We start from the raw sequence: 16,057 nt of genomic DNA on the forward strand, positions 1-16,057 counted from the left end.
ATTGTTTATTGCCCGCCTAACTTTAGCGGTAAGGCCCAGGTCAAACGTGGAGAAATAAAGGAGATAATGTAAATTATCATGCGCTTTTTTCAGCGCGCCTTCTTTCCCGCTATTTTTCAGCCTGCGCCGCAGGTGTCCGGAACGTCACGCTGACCTGTGTACCGCCCTGTGGCGGCTGAGAAAAGTGTAATGTTCCGCCGAGCCGTCCCGCGCGTTCGCGCATGATATTCAGCCCGTAATGCCCCGGCGGTTCACTGGCGTCGCCGATACCAATACCGTTGTCGCGGATCGTGACCGTGTGAGTACCGTCCGCGGTGGTGACGCAGCTGACCACAATCTCGCTGGCGTCGGCATGTTTAATCGCATTCAGCACTGCCTCACGCACAATCTGTAAGAGGTGCACCTGTTTTTGCGCGTCCAGCGCAAGCGATGAGAGACGGCAGTCAAGCACCAGCTTCGCGCTGGTCTGGCTTTGCAAACCGTCGAGAGACTCCTGTAGCGCGGCAGGAAGATTGGCGTGGTTGAGCGTCAGGCGGAAGGTGGTGAGCAGCTCGCGTAGCTGATGCCAGGCGTTATTCAGCTCGCGGGAGAAGTCCGTAATGATGGTCTGCGCCGGGGCATTGTCGCCCGGCACGGCATGCTTCAGCAGCGTAAGCTGAATACGCAAATAGGAGAGCACCTGCGCCAAAGAATCATGTAGCTCACGCGCGATGGTGGCGCGCTCTTCCATCAGCAGCAACTGCTGATAATGTTTCTGCGCCTGATTGAAATAGAGTCCCCGGCCCAGCATCGTCGCCACGCTTTCCATGAGCGGCAGCGGAACATCCCCGGTCGCGCTTTGCCAGCGCAGTTCGCCGTACAGGGTGTCCTGCATTAATACCGGTAAATTGTGCATTTTCTCGCCCGGGGACTCCTGTCCTTCGTAAAGCTGCCAGTCGTCACTGGTGCGCAATTGCAGGTAATTCATCTGCGTATAGTCATGCACAATTTGCAAAATATGCCGGAAGCAGTGGCTGTCTATCTGCCCGGTATTCAACGCCTGTGAGCATTTGAACAGCATTTCAAGCTGCTGATGCGCTTCATTCAGGTGGCGGGTTTTTTCGGCAACGGAGTGCTCCAGGGAACGGTACAGGGTGTGTAATTCCGCCGACATATGGTTGAAGGCGCGGGAAAGCTGGCCCAGCTCGTTGGGAAGCATAATATCCGGCGCGGGGGTATCGAACTGCCCCTGTTCGATACGCTCGCTCGCTGCCACCAGATTATTCAGCGGCAGCACAACCTGACGGCGGATGCGCCGCAGGGTCATCACCGCCAGCAGCAGGATGCCCAGGCCGCCCGTCAGCGACATGAAAATCACCAGCTGTATCTTATGTTCGGTGTAGTGCTGTAGCGCCAGCACAAAGGCATCTATCCGGCCCACGAAATCCTCTATGTGGCTCTGATACCACCCGGTATCGCCGCTGGCGATACGCGTGTCCATCTCCTGCCAGCCAAGCTGCAACTGCTGGTAACGCTGTTTGACGTCCTCTGGCACATACCAGCGGTTTAGCTTCTGCAACGCAGGCGCGCTCAGCGTTTTCTGCCAGACCGCGCGGTGCTCTGCCAGTGACGGGCTGGCGCGCTGCATTTCGTAGCCCAGGCGGTAGCTCTGCATGCGCAGCGATCCGGCGATGTTAATCGCCTCGGCGTCGCGCTGGCTGCTGGCGAGTGTAACCAGCGCAATGGCGCTGATCAGAACGGACAAGACAATCATCGAAAAGAAAGCCCGAGCCAGGCTTCCCGATACGGGGCGTTTAACGGTCACTCATCAGCTTCCTGAATTAAATTGATCTGCCACAGGTTCACTGGAAATAGTTCGCCTTCCTGGGCATTTGAACATTGCGTCGCCATGCCACTGTGGGTAAATACGATAACAATATAAAGAATAAGGTTATTGAACCAAAAACAGGTGTTGTTATGAATCGTTTTATTATGGCCAACGCTCAACAGTGTATCGGTTGTCGCGCCTGCGAAGTTGCCTGTGTGATGGCGCACAACGGGGAGCAGCACGCGCTGAGCGAGCGCCATTTTCATCCCCGCATTACGGTCCTTACCTCTGGCTTGCGAAAAAGCCCAGTGACCTGCCACCACTGTGAAAATGCGCCCTGCGCGCAAAGCTGCCCGAACGGAGCCATCACGCAACACAGCGACAGCGTACAGGTCAATCAACAAAAATGCATTGGCTGTAAAGCCTGCGTGGTGGCCTGCCCGTTTGGCACGATGGACATGCTGATCACCCCGCTTGAAAACGACAGCGTAAAGGCCTCGGCGCACAAATGCGACCTCTGCCTGGAAAGGCCGCAAGGCCCGGCCTGCGTTGAAAACTGCCCGGCGGAGGTGCTTACGCTCGCCACCCCAGCCGTGCTGGATAAGCTGGTTAAACAGCGCCGACAGCGCAGCGCAAGGCTGGACGCGCTGCCGTGGCACAGCGAGGCGGTTCAATCAGCCCCTCCGCAAACCAAACGGCAACAGATGCAAAACACCCCGGCGCGCGGTGAGCCGGATAAGCTCAGCCCCGACGCGCGCGCCGGCCATTTTAACGAGATCTACTTGCCGTTTCGCCCGGAACAGGCGCAGCGCGAAGCATCCCGGTGCCTGAAATGTGGCGACCACAGCATTTGCGAGTGGACCTGCCCGCTGCATAACCATATTCCGCAGTGGATTGAGCGGATCAGGGCGGGGGATATCATCGGTGCGGCTGAGCTTTCTCACCAGACTAACTGTTTACCGGAAATTACCGGCCGCGTCTGTCCACAGGATCGATTATGTGAAGGCGCCTGCACCCTGCGGGATGCGTCAGGGGCGGTAACCATCGGTAATATCGAACGATATATCTCGGATCGGGCGCTGGCGATGGGCTGGACGCCGGACGTCAGCCACGTTACACCGGTCGGTAAGCGCGTCGCCATCATTGGTGCCGGTCCGGCAGGGCTGGCCTGTGCCGACGTACTGGTGCGCAGCGGCATCGGTGTGACGGTCTACGATCGCCATCCAGAAATCGGCGGATTGCTGACCTTTGGTATTCCGGCCTTCAAGCTGGATAAATCCCTGTTAGCGCGGCGCAGAGAGATATTCAGCGCGATGGGTATCCGCTTCGAGCTGAACTGCGAGGTGGGAAAAGACGTGTCGATGGTCCAACTGCAAAACGACTACGATGCCCTGTTCATCGGCGTAGGGACCTATCGTTCCATGAAAGCAGGTATCCCTCATGAAGACGCGCCGGGCGTGTACGACGCGCTGCCGTTTTTAGTGGCAAATACGCGGAACGTGATGGGTCTTGACCCTGCCGCAGACGAGCCGTTTATCGACACGCAGGGGTTAAACGTGGTGGTGCTGGGCGGGGGCGATACGGCGATGGACTGCGTGCGCACCGCGCTGCGACATGGCGCGGCGAAAGTAACCTGCGCCTATCGGCGGGACGAGGCCAACATGCCGGGCTCAAAGAAAGAGGTTAAAAACGCGAAAGAAGAGGGCGCGGCGTTTGAATTTAATGTCCAGCCGGTTGAGCTCACGCTGGATGACGACGGGAAGGTCAAGGGTATCCGGATGCTGCGCACCCGTCTGGGCGAGCCGGATGCGCAGGGGCGGCGTCGTCCTGTCCCGGTGGCGGGCAGTGAGTTTGTCATGCCAGCGGATGCGGTGATCATGGCGTTTGGGTTTAATCCGCACGCCATGCCGTGGCTTCAGGCGCAGGGCGTTGAAACCGACGACTGGGGGCGCATCAGGGCTTCCGTGGAGAGCCGTTACCGCTACCAGACCTCGAATCCGCAGATTTTTGCTGGCGGTGATGCGGTACGTGGTGCGGATCTGGTGGTCACCGCGATGGCGGAAGGGCGCCATGCCGCGCAGGGGATCATGGACTGGCTTGGCGTGCCGCCGCGCAACATGCATTAACGCAGACGGGCGACAAAGCGGGCATCACGGCGTAGTATAAACAGACTCATTTTGCCGTGGAGCCCGTATGTCCCTGAACATTACCGTTATTAAAGACAAAATCCTTTCTGAAAATTACTTTGTCCTGCGTAACATCACTTACGATCTCACCCGTAAGAGCGGGGACGTCATTCGCCATAAACGCGAAGTCTACGACCGGGGCAATGGTGCAACCATTCTGCTGTATAACCGTGAAAAGCAAAGCGTGGTGCTGATCCGCCAGTTTCGCATCGCGACATGGGTCAATGGCAACGCGGACGGACGTCTGATTGAAACCTGTGCAGGTCTGCTGGACGACGATGAGCCGGAAGTGTGTATCCGCAAAGAAGCCATTGAAGAGACGGGCTTTGAGGTGGGGGCGGTGCAGAAAGTCTTTGAGCTGTTTATGTCCCCTGGCGGGGTTACCGAGCTGGTTCACTTCTTCATTGCGGAGTACACCGATGCCCAGCGCACGCACCGGGGCGGTGGCGTGGACGATGAAGACATTGAAGTGCTGGAAATGCCTTTCGCTCAGGCTGTCGACATGGTGAAAAGCGGCGAGATCCGCGACGGTAAAGCGGTGATCCTGTTGCAGTATCTGCAAACCAGCGGTTTGATGAATGCTGCGGCGGTAGCGTGATAAGTTGTATTTCAGATAAATCTATCCGATAAATCCGATTGAGCCAGCCCGCCCAGGGCACGAAGATACGCCCCAGATTGACCTATTCGTTTCCGGGGCTGTGCCGTTCATGCGCTACTGCGTTTTTCTTCTCTTCTTCATTTGCGTGCTTCCCGCGCCTTTGGTGTGGGCTGCGCCTGCGCAGCAGTCTTTTTCAGACTGGCAGGTGACCTGCAATAACCAGAATTTCTGCGTAGCGCGCAACACCGGCGAGCATCGCGGTCTGGTCATGACGCTGAGCCGCAGTGCGGGGGCAAAAACGGACGCCAGCCTGCGCATCGATCTCGGCGGTCTTTCGACGCCTTCGGTGAAAGAGCCTGACATTGCCCCGCGCCTGCTGCTCGACAATGTGCCGCTTCAGCTCACGTCGCAACACTGGCAGTTAACCCCCTGGCATCTTAAAACAGACGATACGGGCACCATCACCACGTTTCTGAAAACCATTCAGGAGGGGCAGGCGCTGACCCTGCGCGGGGGGAAGCAGACAATCTCTCTGGCCGGTCTGAAAGCGGCGCTGCTGTTTATTGATGCCCAGCAAAAACGCGTCGGAAGTGAAACGGCATGGATTAAAAAAGGAGATAGTCCACCGCTGAGCGTGCCGCCTGCGCCGGCATTAAAAAAGGTGGCAGTGGTGAACCCCACGCCAACGCCGCTGACGCATAACGAACTCAACGATCTGCTGGATTACGGTACCTGGCGCATGAACCACAGCCAGTGCTCCCTCGATCCGAACCGGCGTGAAGTGCGCGTGACCGCGTTGACCGATGACAAAGCGCTGATGATCATCAGCTGTGAGGCGGGGGCGTACAACACCGTCGATCTGGCGTGGCTGGTGTCGCGTAAAAAACCGTTTGCTGCCAGAAGCGTGAGATTGCGCCTGCCGTTTACCCCTTCCAGCCAGAGTAGCGACATGGAGCTGATGAATGCCAGCTTCGATGAAAAAACGCGCGAGCTGACCACGCTGGCACTGGGACGCGGGATTGGCGACTGTGGGATCCAGACCCGCTGGCGTTTTAACGGCCAGCGCTTCCGCCTGGTGCGCTACGCGGAAGAGCCAAGCTGCGATAACTGGAATGGGCCAGATGCCTGGCCCACGCTGTGGATCACAAGGTAGGGCGCTGTCGCTTACCCGGCCTACGTTTTAGCGATTTGTAGGCCCGGTAAGGCGTAGCCGCCACCGGGCACGAAGACTGCACTACAGCACGCTCAGCGCCTTCTCCACCACGTTCTCAACGGTAAAGCCGAAGTACGGGAACAGCTTATCGGCCGGGGCGGATTCACCGTAACCCTTCATGCCGACAATCGCCCCTTTCAGCCCCACATATTTGTACCAGTAGTCGGCAATGCCAGCTTCAACCGCCACGCGCGCCGCGACGTTTGAAGGCAACACCGATTCGCGGTACGCCTCATCCTGGGCATCAAAGATATCCGTTGAAGGCAGGGAAACCACGCGCACCGCGTGACCCTCGGCGGTCAGTTTCTCGGCCGCTTTTACCGTGATTTCCACCTCTGAACCGGTGGCAATCAGGATCACGTCCGGCTTACCGCCGCTGTCTTTCAGGATGTACCCGCCGCGGGCGATATTTTTCACCTGCTCCGGCGTGCGCTCGATCTGCGCCAGGTTCTGGCGCGACAGGATCAGCGCTGTGGGTCCGTTATGGCGCTCTACGGCCAGCTTCCAGCCCACAGCCGCTTCAACCTGATCGCACGGACGCCAGGTACTGAAGTTTGGCGTCAGGCGCAGGCTCGCCAGCTGCTCTACCGCCTGGTGCGTCGGCCCATCTTCACCCAGTCCGATGGAGTCGTGGGTATACACCATGATTTGCCGCGCCTTCATCAGGGCCGCCATACGCGCCGCGTTACGGGCATATTCGACAAACATCAGGAAGGTGGCGGTGTACGGCACGAAGCCGCCGTGGTGGGCGATACCGTTGGCAATGGCGGTCATCCCGAACTCGCGCACGCCGTAGTGGATATAGTTCCCGGCAATGTCTTCCTTCAGGGATTTAGAGCCAGACCAGATGGTGAGGTTACTTGGCGCCAGATCCGCCGAGCCGCCCAGCAGTTCGGGCAGGACAGGGCCAATCGCGTTCAGGGTGTTTTGTGACGCCTTACGGGTGGCAATTTTCGCCGGGTTAGATTGCAGGTTTTCAATCAGCGCCTGAGTTTTCTCTTCCCAGTCTTCCGGCAGGCCACCGCTCATGCGGCGGTTAAATTCGGCCGCCAGCTCCGGATACGCTTTTTTGTAGGCAGCAAACTTCTCGTTCCAGGCCTGCTGCGCTTTTTCACCTGTTTCGCGAGCATCCCAGGCCCTGTAGATCTCTTTTGGGATCTCAAAGGCCGGGTGTTTCCAGCCCAGTTTCTGGCGGGTCAGCGCCACTTCCTCTTCACCCAGCGCCGCGCCGTGCGCCTCTTCTTTACCCGCTTTGTTCGGCGAGCCGAAGCCGATGGTGGTGCGGCAGACGATCAGGGACGGTTTGTCCTTTACGCTCTGCGCTTCCTGAATCGCTTTTTTCACCGCCTCAGGATCGTGACCGTCGATCTCGTGAACCACGTGCCAGTGATAGGCTTCAAAGCGTTTTGCCGTGTCGTCGGTAAACCAGCCCTCGGTTTCCCCGTCAATGGAGATACCGTTGTGATCGTAGAAGCCAATCAGCTTGCCCAGCCCCAGGGTGCCCGCCAGCGAGCAGACCTCGTGGGAGATCCCCTCCATCAGGCAGCCATCACCCATAAAGACATAGGTGTAGTGATCGACAATCTCGTGGTCGGGCTGGTTGAACTGCGCGGCCAGCGTACGCTCTGCAATCGCCAGGCCGACGGCATTTGCCAGCCCCTGGCCCAGCGGGCCGGTAGTAGTTTCAACACCCGGCGTATAGCCGATCTCCGGGTGGCCCGGCGTTTTGGAGTGCAGCTGGCGGAAGTTTTTTAACTCCTCAAGCGGCAGGTCGTAGCCGGAAAGGTGCAGCAGGCTGTAGAGCAGCATCGAGGCATGACCGTTGGAGAGAATAAAACGGTCGCGATCGTACCAGGTCGGATCGGTCGGGTTGTGCTTCAGGAAGTCGTTCCACAGCACTTCGGCAATATCAGCCATACCCATGGGGGCGCCAGGGTGGCCGGAATTGGCTTTTTGTACGGCATCCATGCTGAGGGCGCGAATGGCGTTGGCGAGCTCTTTACGGGACATAGTTCACTCCGTGGCAAGGTTAAAGTTTGGCGGCGAGAAGATCTTCGAGTTTGCGCTGGTCGACGGCGAACTGGCGGATGCCATCTGCCAGTTTTTCCACGGCCATTGGATCCTGATTGTGCTCCCAGCGGAATTCCGCTTCGGTCATGGGTTTCGGTTTGGGCAGAACGGTAGAGGTCGGTACCAGCTTGCGGATCACCGTCTCTTCACTCTCCTGAAGCTTTTTCAGCAGGTCAGGAGAGATGGTCAGACGGTCACAGCCCGCGAGCGCCAGGATCTGCTCGGTGCGGCGGAAGCTGGCTCCCATCACGATGGTCTCGTAGCGATGCTGCTTGTAATAATCGTAGATATTACGCACCGATTTTACGCCAGGATCTTCTTCCACCACGTACGGATCCATTGGCTGTTTCGCCTGATACCAGTCGTAGATACGCCCGACAAACGGTGAAATCAGGAACACGCCCGCTTCGGCGCAGGCACGCGCCTGGGCGAAGGAGAACAGTAGCGTCAGGTTGCAGTGGATCCCCTCTTTCTCCAGCACTTCCGCCGCGCGGATGCCTTCCCAGGTAGACGCAAGCTTGATCAGAATGCGTGACTTATCGATCCCCTGCTCCTGGTAGAGTTCCACTATGCGGCGGGCCTTGTTAATGCTTTTTTCCTGGTCGAACGAGAGGCGGGCGTCCACTTCGGTAGAGACGCGCCCCGGTATGCTTTTAAGAATTTCCGCACCGATATTGACCGCCAGCTTGTCGCTGGCTTCGGCGACCTGCTGTTCCTGCGTTTTCCCGCGCTGTTTGCCGTAGGCAAGGGCGTCATCAATCAGATGACTAAAGTGCGCAAGACCGGCCGCCTTGAGCAGCAGAGAGGGATTGGTGGTCGCGTCTTCCGGCTGGTAGTGACGAATCGACTCGATGTCGCCGCTGTCTGCAACCACGGTGGTAAATTGTTTGATGCCGTCTAGCTGGTTCATAATTACTCCTTGGAAATAAAAGAGTTAGTCGAGTGCGTTAGTTCACACTTCTGAGAAAATCATGATGGACTTAACAAAAAAGCATAGCAGACGGGGGAGGCATTGCTTTCTGAGACGGGTAACATGGCTGTTATAAATTGATAACAATTTTTATTCTGCAATGGTGAGAGTTTGGCAGCCTTCAAAGTTTAGGAGCCTGCCTGCGGCGATACTATGCGGCACACCAGGGTGTGCATAGGAACGTCGACATCACCCTTTTTGACCGAAACGTGAAAGGAATAACAAGATGGATGATCAGTTAAAACAAAGCGCTCTCGATTTTCACGAGTTTCCTGTTCCGGGTAAAATCCAGGTATCCCCGACCAAACCGCTGGCGACCCAGCGCGATCTGGCGCTGGCCTACTCGCCGGGCGTGGCTGCTCCGTGCCTGGAAATCGAAAAAGATCCGCTGGCAGCGTACAAATACACCGCGCGCGGCAACCTGGTGGCCGTTATCTCTAACGGTACGGCGGTGCTGGGGTTAGGGAACATCGGTGCGCTGGCTGGTAAGCCGGTGATGGAAGGGAAAGGCGTTCTGTTTAAGAAATTTGCCGGTATCGACGTCTTCGATATCGAAGTGGACGAACTGGATCCGGATAAATTCATCAACGTGGTGGCGGCGCTGGAGCCGACCTTCGGCGGCATCAACCTGGAAGACATCAAAGCGCCGGAATGTTTCTATATCGAGCAGAAGCTGCGCGAGCGTATGAACATTCCCGTGTTCCATGACGACCAGCACGGCACGGCGATTATCAGTACCGCCGCCATTCTGAACGGCCTGCGCGTGGTGGAGAAAAATCTCTCCGACGTGCGCATGGTGGTCTCCGGCGCAGGCGCCGCGGCCATCGCCTGTATGAACCTGCTGGTGGCGCTGGGCATGCAGAAGCACAATATTGTGGTCTGCGACTCCAAGGGCGTGATCTACAAAGACCGCGAGCCAAACATGGCGGAAACCAAGGCGGCCTATGCGGTGGAAGACGACGGCAAGCGCACGCTTGAAGACGTGATTGACGGTGCTGACATTTTCCTCGGCTGTTCAGGCCCGAAAGTGCTGACCCAGGAGATGGTGCAGAAGATGGCGCGCGCGCCAATGATCCTGGCCCTGGCGAACCCGGAGCCGGAAATTCTGCCGCCGCTGGCGAAGGCGGTGCGTGAAGACGCTATCATCTGCACCGGACGTTCGGACTACCCGAACCAGGTGAACAACGTGCTCTGCTTCCCGTTCATCTTCCGCGGGGCGCTGGACGTCGGCGCCACGGCGATCAACGAAGAGATGAAGCTGGCTGCCGTTCATGCTATCGCAGAGCTGGCGCACGCCGAGCAGAGCGAAGTGGTGGCCTCCGCCTACGGCGATCAGGATCTGAGCTTCGGCCCCGACTACATCATCCCTAAACCATTTGACCCGCGTCTGATCGTGAAGATCGCGCCAGCGGTGGCCAAAGCGGCGATGGACTCCGGCGTGGCGACGCGTCCGATTCAGGATTTCGACGCGTACGTCGATAAGCTCACCGAGTTCGTTTACAAAACCAACCTGTTTATGAAGCCGATCTTCTCCCAGGCGCGCGCCGACGCGAAGCGCGTGGTGCTGGCGGAAGGGGAAGAGGCGCGCGTGCTGCATGCCACGCAGGAGCTGATCACCTTAGGGCTGGCGAAACCGATCCTGATTGGTCGTCCGAGCGTGATCGAGATGCGTATTCAGAAGCTCGGCCTGCAAATAAAGCCGGGCGTGGACTTTGAGATCGTTAACAACGAATCCGATCCGCGCTTCAAAGAGTACTGGAACGAATACTATTCGATCATGAAGCGTCGCGGGATCACCCAGGAGCAGGCGCAGCGGGCGGTGATCAGCAACACCACGGTGATCGGCGCGATCATGGTTCATCGCGGTGAGGCGGATGCGCTGATCTGCGGCACCATCGGCGAGTACCATGAGCATTTCAGCGTGGTACAGGAGATCTTCGGCTATCGCGAGGGCGTCCATACTGCCGGCGCAATGAACGCGCTGCTGCTGCCAAGCGGTAACACCTTTATCGCCGATACCTACGTCAACGACGATCCCTCCCCGGACGAACTGGCGGAAATCACCGTGATGGCGGCGGAAACCGTGCGCCGCTTTGGTATCGAGCCGAAAGTGGCGCTGCTGTCGCACTCAAACTTCGGGTCATCCAAATCCGCGGCGGCGTGCAAAATGCGCCAGACGCTGGACCTGGTGCGCGAGCGTGCGCCGGAGCTGATGATCGACGGCGAGATGCACGGCGACGCCGCGTTGGTGGAGAGTATTCGTAATGAACGTATGCCGGACAGTCCGCTGAAAGGCTCGGCGAACGTGCTGATTATGCCGAACGTGGAAGCGGCGCGTATTAGCTATAACCTGCTGCGCGTGTCGAGTTCTGAAGGGGTGACCGTAGGGCCAGTGCTGATGGGGGTGTCAAAACCGGTGCATGTGTTAACGCCGATTGCCTCCGTGCGTCGTATCGTCAACATGGTGGCGCTGGCGGTGGTTGAGGCGCAGACGCAGCCGCTGTAATTTATTGCCCTCGCCCCTCACCCTAACCCTCTCCCCATAGGGGAGAGGGGACTGCTCTGAGCCGTCTTTTCACCCTCGCCCCTTTGGGGAGAGGGCCGGGGTGAGGGGTAAGGGTTAAACCCAGTCCCGAACCTTAATAAACTCACTCAAGGCAGCCTCCGAGCTGCCTTCTTTTGGCGCGTAGCTGTATTCCCAGCGCACCAGCGGCGGCATCGACATCAGAATGGACTCCGTGCGCCCGCCGGTTTGCAGGCCAAACAGCGTCCCGCGATCCCACACCAGATTAAACTCCACGTAGCGCCCGCGACGGTAGAGCTGGAACTCACGCTCGCGCACGCCGTAGTCGGTGTCTTTGCGGCGTTCGACAATCGGAAGATAGGCGTCGGTAAAGCCTTCACCCACCGCGCGCATAAAGCTGAACGCGGTATCAAAATCCGGCGTGTTGAGATCGTCAAAGAACAGCCCGCCGATGCCGCGCTGCTCGTCGCGATGCTTCAGATAGAAATAATCATCGCACCACTTTTTGTATTTCGGGTAAACGTCTTCGCCAAACGGCAGGCAGAGGTCGCGCGCGGTGGTGTGCCAGTGCACGGCATCCTCTTCAAAGCCATAGTAAGGCGTTAAGTCGAAACCGCCGCCAAACCACCAGACCGGATCGGCCCCCGGTTTTTCCGCGATGAAAAAGCGCACGTTGGCGTGGCTGGTTGGCACAAACGGGTTATGCGGATGCACCACCAGCGAGACGCCCATGGCCTCGAAGCTGCGGCCCGCCAGTTCAGGCCGATGCGCCGTGGCGGACGCTGGCATTGCATCACCGTGGACGTGGGAGAAGTTGACCCCGGCCTGTTCAAAAATACCGCCGTTACGCAGCACGCGACTGCGCCCGCCGCCGCCCGCTTCGCGCTGCCAGGTGTCTTCCTGGAATTCACCGCCGTCTGCGGCGGTCAGTTTCTGGCAAATCGCGTCCTGGAGCTGCATCAGGAAAGTTTTGACCAGCTGTGCATTCGGTTTCATCAACGTTTCCTGGAGTGCGCTTTTTGATTATCGAACCAGTTGAAATAACTGATGACCCCGGAGGCGATGGCGTTCGCGATCTTCTGACGAAACGCCTTAGTGCCGAGTAAACGCTCTTCTTCCGGGTTGGTAATGAACGAGGTTTCCACCAGCACGGACGGAATAGACGGTGACTTCAGCACCACAAACGCGGCCTGCTCGGTGCTTTTACTGTGCAGACGGTGCACGGGTTTAATCCGTTTGAGGATATGCGAGCCGAGCGTCAGGCTGTTTTTGATGGTATCGGTCTGCACGAGATCAAACAGAACCTGCTGTAACAGATGGTCTTTGTCGGTGGCTTTTTTCCCGGCCACTTCATCCGCCCGGTTTTCGCGATCGGAGAGGTATTTCGCCATGGCGCTACTGGCGCCACGGTTGGAGAGCGCAAATACCGAGGCGCCTGCGGCGGAAGGGTTTGTGAAGCCATCCGCGTGAATGGACATAAACAGGTCTGCGCCGTGCTTGTGGGCAATCTCCACGCGATCGTACAGCGGGATAAACGTGTCGCCCGTGCGCGTCAGGCGGGCGTCAATACCGTTGCTGCGTAAAATTGCGCGCACATTTTTTGCAATTGCCAGCACGACGTGTTTTTCTTTCGACCCGTTTCGGCCAATGGCGCCGGTGTCGATCCCGCCGTGGCCCGGATCGAGCATGACCAGACGCTTTGCGCCAGCTTTTTTGGTTTTCGGCTTGCTGTGTCCGTTACTGGTTTTAAGCGTGCTCTCTTCTTTTGCCTGAGCCTGCTTTGCGATACCCGATAACGTTAAGGCCGCCAGCCCCGCTTTGAGAACCTGACGACGCGATGTGAGTGCTTTTAATGGTTTGAATGTGCTCATGCGGCCTGAATTGTAAAAATTGGGGTCCTGGTGTTATATCGTATCGTGTTTCCCGTTACGACAGTCCTTATTGAGAATTGTTTTACTTTTCATTTCAATACGTGACAAAGTGACATTATGCCAAATTTTGGCGAGTTTTTCCCCGGTTATTGGCTAAACGCCCTGTTCACGCCATAATCACTGTTTTTAAACCCGAAAAGGCGGTTAATACCATGGAGATACGCGTTTTTCGCCAGGAAGATTTCGAAGAGGTGATCACCCTTTGGGAGCGCTGCGATCTGCTGCGTCCGTGGAACGATCCGGAAATGGACATCGAACGGAAGGTGAATCACGACGTCAGTCTGTTTCTGGTCGCTGAGGTCAACGGCGAAGTGGTCGGGACGGTGATGGGTGGGTACGACGGCCACCGCGGCTCGGCCTACTATCTGGGCGTGCACCCGGAATACCGCGCGCGCGGCATCGCCAACGCGCTGCTTAACCGTCTGGAAAAGAAACTGATCGCCCGTGGCTGCCCGAAAATCCAGATTATGGTCCGGGAAGATAACGACGTGGTGCTGGGCATGTATGAACGTCTGGGCTACGAGCACGCGGATGTACTGACGCTGGGTAAGCGCCTGATCGAAGATGAAGAGTACTGAGTTCCACCCTGGCGACTACGACGTTCACGGTCGTCTGCGTCTGCCTTTTTTGTTCTGGTGCGTTCTGCTGTTGCAGGCCCGCACCTGGGTGCTGTTCGTGATGGCTGGCGCGTCGCGCGGGCAGGGCGATACGTTACTGAATCTCTTTTATCCCGATCACGATGCGTTCTGGCTGGGGTTACTGCCGGGCGTACCGGCGGTCCTGGCGTTTCTGTGCAGCGGACGGCGGCAAGCCATTCCGCGCTTCTGGCGCGCGCTTCGCTGGCTGTTAATCCTGGCGCAGTTTGTGCTTCTGGTCTGGCAACCCTTGCTCTGGCTGTACGGCGAGCCGCTTTCGGGTATCGGGATTGCACTGGTGGTGGCGGATATCGTCGCGCTGCTGTGGCTGGTCACGAATCACCGTTTACGCGCCTGTTTTACGCAAGAGCCAGATTAAAACGGCACTTTTTGCCGATACTGCACTCCAACAAGCGTTGATTTACTACGTAAGGACGTCTCAATGAAATCGCTGCGTTTACTTTTATGCGCTCTCCCGCTGGCGTTAACCGGCTGTTCCACGCTCTCATCCATCAACTGGTCTGCGGCCTATCCGTGGAACTGGTTTGGCTCCTCAATGGAAGTGACCGAGCAGGGCGTGGGCAAAATCACCGCCTCGACGGCGCTGGATCAGGATGCCATTCAGGATGCCATCGGCAGTGATTATCGCCTGCGCAGCGGCATGAAAACCGAGAACGGCAACATCGTGCGCTATTTCGAAGCGTTGAAAGATGACAAGGTGGCAATGGTCATCAACGGCGATAAAGGTACGGTCAACCGCATTGCGGTGATGGATGAAGAGATCCCGACCTCAGGTGGCGTGAAGGTGGGAACGCCGTTTGGCGAACTCTATCAGAAAGCGTTTGGCCACTGCGCCAGTGTGCCATCGGAGGAGAGCGTGGCGGTCGAGTGTAAGGCCGACGGCAGCCAGCATATTAGCTATGTGTTCAGCGGCACCTGGAACGGTCCGGAAGGGTTAATGCCGTCTGACGACACCCTGAAAAAGTGGAAAGTGAGCAAAATTATCTGGCAGCAGTAATTTGCGCCTGAGCAAGCCGCCTCGCTGAAATCCGGGTATAATAGCCGCCATCAATGCCACGCTGTCGTGGCATCTTTATTTCAGGAGGAGCGATGTCTCAGGTTCAGAGTGGCATTTTGCCAGAACATTGCCGGGCGGCGATTTGGATTGAAGCCAACGTCAAAGGGGACGTGGATGCCCTGCGCGCGGCCAGCAAAGTATTCGTTGATAAACTGGCCACCTTCCAGGCCAAATTCCCCGAAGCCCATCTGGGCGCGGTGGTCGCCTTTGGCAGCACCGTCTGGCGTCATCTGAGCGGCGGCGAAGGCGCAGAAGAGCTGAAAGACTTTATTCCTTATGGCAAAGGTCTTGCGCCCGCCACCCAGTATGACGTTCTGATCCATATCCTCTCCCTGCGTCACGACGTGAACTTTTCTGTCGCTCAGGCTGCGATTGAGGCCTTTGGTGACAGTATCGACGTGCAGGAAGAGATCCACGGTTTCCGCTGGGTGGAAGAGCGCGATTTGAGCGGCTTCGTCGACGGCACCGAAAACCCGGCCGGGGAAGAGACGCGTCGCGAGGTGGCTGTAATCAAGGATGGCGTGGACGCGGGCGGCAGCTATGTGTTCGTCCAGCGCTGGGAGCATAACCTCAGGCAGCTTAACCGCATGAGCGTGCATGACCAGGAGATGATGATTGGCCGTACCAAAGATGCCAATGAAGAGATTGACGGCGATGCGCGTCCGGTCACTTCCCACCTGTCCCGCGTTGACCTTAAAGAAGACGGTAAGGGGCTGAAGATTGTTCGCCAGAGCCTGCCGTACGGCACCGCGAGCGGTACGCACGGCCTGTACTTCTGCGCTTACTGCGCACGCCTCTACAACATCGAACAGCAGCTGCTGAGCATGTTTGGCGATACCGACGGTAAGCGTGACGCCATGCTGCGCTTCACCCGCCCGGTGACCGGCGGCTACTACTTTGCGCCGTCCGTTGAGCGCCTGCTGGCGTTGTAAATCGCTCTCCATTCGTAGGCCGGGTAAGCGTGAGCGCCACCCGGCAATTTCTCCCGCACCTCTTATTCCCTTTTCTGCTTCTAAATCACCAAACGGTATATAAAACCGTTACT

13 protein-coding genes are annotated in these 16,057 nt (G+C 57.7%); 8 read left to right on the top strand and 5 right to left on the bottom strand.

Annotation, left to right across the window (positions count from 1 at the left end; genetic code table 11):
- Positions 1-109 precede the first annotated feature (109 nt).
- The gene (gene narQ / locus ACOT1A_RS03210) at positions 110-1,804 is read right to left on the bottom strand and encodes a nitrate/nitrite two-component system sensor histidine kinase NarQ (RefSeq protein WP_032623807.1); all 1,695 of its coding nucleotides are present in this window, start codon (positions 1,802-1,804) and stop codon (positions 110-112) included.
- A 152-nt stretch (positions 1,805-1,956) separates the two neighbouring features.
- On the opposite strand from narQ, the gene aegA reads away from it, so the two are divergent.
- The 3 genes from aegA (at position 1,957) to ACOT1A_RS03225 (ending at position 5,744) form a co-directional block, all read left to right on the top strand.
- Positions 1,957-3,933, top strand: coding sequence for a formate-dependent uric acid utilization protein AegA (gene aegA / locus ACOT1A_RS03215; RefSeq protein WP_276169898.1), 1,977 nt, complete (start codon positions 1,957-1,959; stop codon positions 3,931-3,933).
- A gap of 67 nt (positions 3,934-4,000) precedes the next feature.
- Positions 4,001-4,591 (top strand): GDP-mannose pyrophosphatase NudK, encoded by a 591-nt coding sequence (nudK, locus tag ACOT1A_RS03220; protein ID WP_048965538.1) that lies wholly within the window; start codon positions 4,001-4,003, stop codon positions 4,589-4,591.
- A gap of 109 nt (positions 4,592-4,700) precedes the next feature.
- Entirely contained in the window at positions 4,701-5,744 is a 1,044-nt protein-coding gene (locus tag ACOT1A_RS03225; RefSeq protein WP_058647010.1) for a DUF1176 domain-containing protein, read from the top strand.
- A gap of 81 nt (positions 5,745-5,825) precedes the next feature.
- On the opposite strand, the gene tkt is transcribed toward ACOT1A_RS03225, so the two are convergent.
- Entirely contained in the window at positions 5,826-7,814 is a 1,989-nt protein-coding gene (tkt, locus tag ACOT1A_RS03230; RefSeq protein WP_022648960.1) for a transketolase, read from the bottom strand.
- A 19-nt stretch (positions 7,815-7,833) separates the two neighbouring features.
- Positions 7,834-8,784: a transaldolase gene (gene tal / locus ACOT1A_RS03235; protein WP_022648959.1), complete on the bottom strand. Its 951-nt coding sequence runs from the start codon at positions 8,782-8,784 to the stop codon at positions 7,834-7,836.
- Positions 8,785-9,070: 286 nt separating this feature from the next.
- Between tal and maeB the strand changes: the two genes are divergently transcribed.
- Positions 9,071-11,350: an NADP-dependent oxaloacetate-decarboxylating malate dehydrogenase gene (gene maeB / locus ACOT1A_RS03240; protein ID WP_058647009.1), complete on the top strand. Its 2,280-nt coding sequence runs from the start codon at positions 9,071-9,073 to the stop codon at positions 11,348-11,350.
- Between the two features lie 114 nt (positions 11,351-11,464).
- Here maeB and hemF read toward each other — a convergent pair whose 3' ends face one another.
- Together hemF and amiA are read right to left on the bottom strand one after the other, a co-directional pair.
- Positions 11,465-12,364, bottom strand: a complete 900-nt coding sequence (gene hemF / locus ACOT1A_RS03245) for an oxygen-dependent coproporphyrinogen oxidase (RefSeq protein WP_276169897.1) — start codon at positions 12,362-12,364, stop codon at positions 11,465-11,467.
- Positions 12,364-13,239 (bottom strand): N-acetylmuramoyl-L-alanine amidase AmiA, encoded by an 876-nt coding sequence (gene amiA / locus ACOT1A_RS03250; RefSeq protein WP_023306670.1) that lies wholly within the window; start codon positions 13,237-13,239, stop codon positions 12,364-12,366. Before amiA ends, hemF begins: the two co-directional genes overlap by 1 nt.
- A gap of 212 nt (positions 13,240-13,451) precedes the next feature.
- Between amiA and ACOT1A_RS03255 the strand changes: the two genes are divergently transcribed.
- The 4 genes from ACOT1A_RS03255 (at position 13,452) to ACOT1A_RS03270 (ending at position 15,944) form a co-directional block, all read left to right on the top strand.
- A complete protein-coding gene (locus tag ACOT1A_RS03255) occupies positions 13,452-13,877 on the top strand; it encodes a GNAT family acetyltransferase (RefSeq protein ID WP_003861292.1) in 426 nt (141 codons plus the stop codon).
- A complete protein-coding gene (locus tag ACOT1A_RS03260) occupies positions 13,864-14,313 on the top strand; it encodes a DUF2919 domain-containing protein (RefSeq protein WP_276169896.1) in 450 nt (149 codons plus the stop codon). The genes ACOT1A_RS03255 and ACOT1A_RS03260 overlap by 14 nt, the downstream gene beginning before the upstream one ends.
- A 63-nt stretch (positions 14,314-14,376) precedes the next feature.
- Positions 14,377-14,952 (top strand): RpoE-regulated lipoprotein, encoded by a 576-nt coding sequence (locus ACOT1A_RS03265; RefSeq protein ID WP_022648954.1) that lies wholly within the window; start codon positions 14,377-14,379, stop codon positions 14,950-14,952.
- A gap of 92 nt (positions 14,953-15,044) precedes the next feature.
- A complete protein-coding gene (locus tag ACOT1A_RS03270; protein ID WP_022648953.1) occupies positions 15,045-15,944 on the top strand; it encodes a Dyp-type peroxidase in 900 nt (299 codons plus the stop codon).
- Positions 15,945-16,057 lie beyond the last annotated feature (113 nt).

Origin of the sequence: Enterobacter cloacae complex sp. SYL003 (assembly GCF_049236925.1) — a bacterium.
Classification (GTDB): domain Bacteria; phylum Pseudomonadota; class Gammaproteobacteria; order Enterobacterales; family Enterobacteriaceae; genus Enterobacter; species Enterobacter intestinihominis.

What these genes read in the sequence shown, in the direction of transcription:
- hemF (WP_276169897.1), bottom strand. Translation starts at nt 12,364, where the DNA reads ATGAAACCGAATGCACAGCTGGTCAAAACTTTCCTGATGCAGCTCCAG.
- aegA (WP_276169898.1), top strand. Translation starts at nt 1,957, where the DNA reads ATGAATCGTTTTATTATGGCCAACGCTCAACAGTGTATCGGTTGTCGC.
- tkt (WP_022648960.1), bottom strand. Translation starts at nt 7,814, where the DNA reads ATGTCCCGTAAAGAGCTCGCCAACGCCATTCGCGCCCTCAGCATGGAT.
- ACOT1A_RS03225 (WP_058647010.1), top strand. Translation starts at nt 4,701, where the DNA reads ATGCGCTACTGCGTTTTTCTTCTCTTCTTCATTTGCGTGCTTCCCGCG.
- nudK (WP_048965538.1), top strand. Translation starts at nt 4,001, where the DNA reads ATGTCCCTGAACATTACCGTTATTAAAGACAAAATCCTTTCTGAAAAT.
- ACOT1A_RS03255 (WP_003861292.1), top strand. Translation starts at nt 13,452, where the DNA reads ATGGAGATACGCGTTTTTCGCCAGGAAGATTTCGAAGAGGTGATCACC.
- amiA (WP_023306670.1), bottom strand. Translation starts at nt 13,239, where the DNA reads ATGAGCACATTCAAACCATTAAAAGCACTCACATCGCGTCGTCAGGTT.
- ACOT1A_RS03265 (WP_022648954.1), top strand. Translation starts at nt 14,377, where the DNA reads ATGAAATCGCTGCGTTTACTTTTATGCGCTCTCCCGCTGGCGTTAACC.
- ACOT1A_RS03260 (WP_276169896.1), top strand. Translation starts at nt 13,864, where the DNA reads ATGAAGAGTACTGAGTTCCACCCTGGCGACTACGACGTTCACGGTCGT.
- ACOT1A_RS03270 (WP_022648953.1), top strand. Translation starts at nt 15,045, where the DNA reads ATGTCTCAGGTTCAGAGTGGCATTTTGCCAGAACATTGCCGGGCGGCG.
- tal (WP_022648959.1), bottom strand. Translation starts at nt 8,784, where the DNA reads ATGAACCAGCTAGACGGCATCAAACAATTTACCACCGTGGTTGCAGAC.
- maeB (WP_058647009.1), top strand. Translation starts at nt 9,071, where the DNA reads ATGGATGATCAGTTAAAACAAAGCGCTCTCGATTTTCACGAGTTTCCT.